This is a genomic window from Actinosynnema sp. NPDC023658, from assembly GCF_040639995.1.
Taxonomy (GTDB): Bacteria; Actinomycetota; Actinomycetes; order Mycobacteriales; family Pseudonocardiaceae; genus Actinosynnema.
Genome location: NZ_JBFAAX010000542.1, coordinates 1 through 4,025, shown reverse-complemented (window position 1 = coordinate 4,025; position 4,025 = coordinate 1). Strand labels below are relative to the sequence as shown.

The following is a 4,025-nucleotide window of genomic DNA, read 5'->3' as shown; positions in this document are numbered from 1 at the left end:
CGCGTCCTCCGTCGCGGAGAGGAACAGCACCGGGCAGCGGACGCGGCCGGGGACGTGCCGTTGTGCCACCGCGAGGTTGTTCCTGATGACGTGCGAGCCCCGGTGACCAGGATCGTGCGTTCTGCTGCCATGGGGAGTTCCTTCGCTCGCGGAGTCGTGTCCGGTGGACTGTCGCGAGCGCGGTCGGTCCAACTCCAGCCAGTGCGGACCGCGCGCCGATTTCCGGCGTGTCTTACGTTGACCTGATGGAATCCGTCACGCTCGACGGTGTCGACCGCGGGCTCGTGCACGCGTTGCAGGTCGACGGCCGGGCGGCGTTCGCCAAGGTCGCGCAGGTGCTCGGGGTCTCGGAGAACACCGTCGCCCGCCGCTACCGACGCCTGCGCTCGGCCGGCGTGCTGAGGGTCGTCGGCTCGGTGAACGGGTCGCTGCTCGGGTACACGTCGTGGACCATCCGCATCCGCTGCACCCCGGACGCCGCGAGCGCCTTGGCCGCCGCCCTCGCGCGCCGCCCCGACACGTTCTGGGTGCACGACCTGTCCGGCGGCACCGAGATCTCCTGCACCGTGCAGGCGCGTGACGAGTCCGAGCGCGACGACCTGCTGATGGACAAGCTGCCCCGCACCGGCCGCGTGCTCGACGTCTCCGCGCACTCGCTGCTGGGCGACGGGACCGGGGCGGGCGGCTGGGCCGGGTCGGAGTGGCTCACCGAGGACCAGGTCGCCCGGCTCCGCCCCGACCCGCCGGTGCCGGAGGACGGCGTGGTCGACCTCGACGACGGCGACCACGCCCTGCTGGCGGCGCTGTCCCGCGACGGTCGCACGTCCTACGCCGAGCTGTCCGCCGGCACCGGCTGGTCGGAGTCCACCGTGAAGCGCCGCCTGGACCACCTGCGGCGCACGGGTGTCCTCGTGTTCGACGTCGACATCCCGCCCGCCGCGCTCGGCTACCGCACCGAGGCGCGGCTCTGGATGGTGGTGCGGCCGTCCGCGCTGGTCCGGGTGCTCGACGCCGTCTCCGACCACCCCGAGACCACGTTCACGGCCATCACCACCGGCCGGACCAACCTGGTGGCCGCCGTCGTCTGCCGCGACTCCCGCGACCTGCACCGCTACCTGACCGAACGGGTCGGCGCGCTGGACGACGTGCACTCACTGGAGACCGCGCCGCTGATCCGCACCGTGAAGCGCGCGGGCGCGGTGCTGCCCCGCTAAGCGCCGGCGGCGCGGCTCTCCGCGACCTCCGCCAGCCGCGCCAACGCCCGCCGCACCGTGCGCAGGTCGACGGGCCTGGCCACCGCCAGGAGCACCCGGCGCACCCGACCCGCGCCCAGGACCCACGAGCCCGACGTGACCAGCGTGCCGCCGTCCACGGGTTCGAGCAGGAACTCGTCCCACGACCGCGTGCCGTCGGCCGGGTAGTGGACGCGGGCGGTGACGCGGTGGAACGGCTCGAAGTCCTCGACCTCGACGTCGACCGCGACCGGAAGTCCCAGGGCGCGGGCGAACTGGCGGTACCGCGTGCCCGGCCCGACCGGTCCGGCGGTGAAGACCTCGACCCGCTTGACCGCCCGCTGCGCCACGACGGCCTGGTGCGGATCGGTGATCAGCTCCCACAGCACCTCGGGCCGGGCGCGCACCAGGCGTTGCACGCGGTAGCGCAGGAGCCTGCTCTCGGTCATGCGGACAGCTTTTCACGTCTTCGCACGGCCATGATCATCGCGGCGGCCACCGGCCGAGCCGGACGACGACCCGGTGACGCCTCCGCTCCGGCGTCCCGTCACCGCTCGCACCGCACGACCCCACGGGCGGGAGTGGATCTCATCCTTCCGATATCTCGACCGGCTCCGGCGGCGGCCCCTACCTTTCGTCGCATGGCTCACGGCAAGGCATTGCGCGAGGTGGTCGCGGCTCCGGGGACGACGCCGTTGATCGGGGTGTTCGACATGCTGTCCGCGTCGGTCGCGGCCCGCCACTACGACGGGCTGTTCGTCTCCGGCTTCGGCTTCGCCGCCTCGCACTACGGCCTGCCCGACATCGGGTTCATCGCCTGGCCGGACGTCGTGGGGTTCGTGCAGCGGCTGCGCCTCGCGCTTCCCCGGCAGCACCTGCTGGTCGACATCGACGACGGGTACGTCGACCCCGAGGTGGCCTGCCAGGTGGTGCGCGCCCTGGAACAGGTCGGCGCGTCCGGCGTGATCCTGGAGGACCAGCGGCGACCGCGCCGGTGCGGGCACGTCGAGGGCAAGCGGGTGCTGCCGCTGGAGCAGTACCTGGAGAAGCTCGACCTGGTGCTGGGCGCGCGGTCCGACCTCGTCGTGGTCGCGCGGACCGACGCCACCGACGAGGCCGAGATGCTGCGCCGGGCCACCGCGTTCGCCGCGACGGACGCGGACGCGGTGCTGGTCGACGGGCTGCCGTCGGTGGAGGTGCTGCGCCGCCTGCGGCGGGCGGTGCCCGACAAGCCCCTGGTGTTCAACCAGATCGCGGGCGGTCGGTCACCGAAGCTCTCGCTCGCGGAACTGGCGGAGCTGGGCGTCGACGTGACGATCTACAGCACGCCGTGCCTGTTCGCCGCCCACGCGGCCATGGAGGAGGCGGTGGTCGACCTCAAGCGGCGGGACGGAGTGCTGCCGGACGGGCCGATCGGCGTCGCGGAGTCCCAGGCCCTGCTGGAGCACAACATCAGCCGCCACCACGACCTGCCGGCGCCGCGGGCGCACAGCCCGTCCCTGACCCGGTGACGCGTCGGCCCGGTCGGTCGATCAGCCCGGGTCACCGCGCCGCTTGCGGTGCACCACCCAGCCGAAGTCGACGACCAGGCCGACCGCGAGCACCACGAGCAGGACCGCCAACCAGGTCAGCCCCGCCCGCACGCACAGCACCGCGACCACCCCGTTCACGACGACACCGACACCGGCCAACCACAGCCGCAGGGTCAACGCGCTGCGCGGTGGCGCCGGTGGCGGCAGGTCGTCGTCGGGGTGACCGCCGACGGTCACGTCCGCCACTCCTCCTGCCAGCCGTGGTGGGTGTCGTAGGCCATGGCGAGCAGCTTGAGCACGGACCGGTCGTCGGTGCCCTCGACCTCCTTGCGCAGCCACTGCGCCTTCTCCGCGAACGGCACGGGCGCGCGCTCGCTCTGGGCTTGCGCCTCACCGGGCACGAGCAGCAGCTCCTGGCCGTCGTCGGACCGCAGGATCCGCAACCGTCCCCGGCGCTCGGCCTCGTCCAGCAGCGGCAGCTCCTCGCGCGCCAGCCGTTCCTCGTCCTCGTCGATCCGGTCCAGCACGAACCGGCGCAGGTCCTCGTCCGACACTCCGTTCGGGTCCACGTCCATGGTCGAGGGGTATCCACTCCGGCCCCGACCACACCCCGCACGCGACCGCCACCCCTCGCCCGTCGCCGTGCGGATGATCGCGACGCCGGGTAGTAATTAGGTGGTGACCAGCGCGTACGAGCCGGACCCGCGGCGGTGGAAGGCGCTCACCGTCACCCTCGTCGCCGGGTTCATGAGCCTGCTCGACGTCAGCATCGTGTCCGTCGCCCTGCCGTCCATCCAGCACGGCCTCGGCACCACCCCGGCGGGCGTGCAGTGGGTCGTCTCGGGGTACGCGCTGGCGTTCGGCCTGACCCTGGTGCCCGCCGGACGCCTGGGTGACGCGATCGGCAGGCGGACCATGTTCCTCGTCGCGCTGGGCGGGTTCGTGCTGTTCAGCGCGTTGGCCGGGCTCGCACCGACCACGGGGGTGCTGATCGTGGCGCGGCTCGCCCAGGGCATCTCGGCGGGCGCGCTGGCACCGCAGAACTCGGCGCTGATCCAGCAGCTGTTCCGGGGCGCGGAACGCGGCCGGGCCTTCGGGCTCTTCGGCTCCACGGTCGGCATCTCCACCGCCGTCGGACCGGTCGTCGGCGGCGTCATCCTCGCGGTGGCCGGCGAGGACGAGGGCTGGCGGTGGATCTTCTACGTCAACGTGCCCATCGGCCTGGCCGCGCTGGTGCTGGCGGCGCGTCTGCTGCCGCGCG

At 73.2% G+C, this 4,025-nt stretch carries 6 protein-coding genes; 3 read left to right on the top strand and 3 right to left on the bottom strand.

The genetic code is table 11. The features are described 5' to 3' along the window. The first annotated feature begins 245 nt into the window (after window positions 1-245). Entirely contained in the window at window positions 246-1,214 is a 969-nt protein-coding gene (locus tag AB0G02_RS30750) for an Lrp/AsnC family transcriptional regulator (protein ID WP_360800931.1), read from the top strand. Here the strand turns inward: AB0G02_RS30750 and AB0G02_RS30745 are convergent. After that, window positions 1,211-1,681, bottom strand: a complete 471-nt coding sequence (locus tag AB0G02_RS30745) for an SRPBCC family protein (RefSeq protein WP_360800929.1) — start codon at window positions 1,679-1,681, stop codon at window positions 1,211-1,213. The two genes, AB0G02_RS30750 and AB0G02_RS30745, sit on opposite strands and share 4 nt — an antisense overlap. Window positions 1,682-1,873: 192 nt before the next feature. On the opposite strand from AB0G02_RS30745, the gene AB0G02_RS30740 reads away from it, so the two are divergent. After that, the gene (locus tag AB0G02_RS30740; protein WP_360800926.1) at window positions 1,874-2,743 is read left to right on the top strand and encodes an isocitrate lyase/PEP mutase family protein; all 870 of its coding nucleotides are present in this window, start codon (window positions 1,874-1,876) and stop codon (window positions 2,741-2,743) included. A gap of 21 nt (window positions 2,744-2,764) precedes the next feature. On the opposite strand, the gene AB0G02_RS30735 is transcribed toward AB0G02_RS30740, so the two are convergent. Both AB0G02_RS30735 and AB0G02_RS30730 read right to left on the bottom strand, forming a co-directional pair. Next, window positions 2,765-3,001 carry a DUF6343 family protein gene (locus AB0G02_RS30735; RefSeq protein WP_360800923.1) on the bottom strand — a complete coding sequence of 79 codons (237 nt, stop codon included), beginning with the start codon at window positions 2,999-3,001 and terminating at the stop codon, window positions 2,765-2,767. Next, window positions 2,998-3,339, bottom strand: coding sequence for a hypothetical protein (locus AB0G02_RS30730; protein WP_360800920.1), 342 nt, complete (start codon window positions 3,337-3,339; stop codon window positions 2,998-3,000). Before AB0G02_RS30730 ends, AB0G02_RS30735 begins: the two co-directional genes overlap by 4 nt. 103 nt (window positions 3,340-3,442) lie before the next feature. Between AB0G02_RS30730 and AB0G02_RS30725 the strand changes: the two genes are divergently transcribed. Then, a partial coding sequence (locus AB0G02_RS30725) for an MFS transporter (RefSeq protein ID WP_360800917.1) occupies window positions 3,443-4,025 on the top strand: 583 nt, incomplete at its 3' end.

Bases quoted from the DNA above. Each gene is read 5' to 3' on its own strand.
- AB0G02_RS30750 (WP_360800931.1), top strand. From the start codon at position 246: ATGGAATCCGTCACGCTCGACGGTGTCGACCGCGGGCTCGTGCACGCG.
- AB0G02_RS30740 (WP_360800926.1), top strand. From the start codon at position 1,874: ATGGCTCACGGCAAGGCATTGCGCGAGGTGGTCGCGGCTCCGGGGACG.
- AB0G02_RS30730 (WP_360800920.1), bottom strand. From the start codon at position 3,339: ATGGACGTGGACCCGAACGGAGTGTCGGACGAGGACCTGCGCCGGTTC.
- AB0G02_RS30745 (WP_360800929.1), bottom strand. From the start codon at position 1,681: ATGACCGAGAGCAGGCTCCTGCGCTACCGCGTGCAACGCCTGGTGCGC.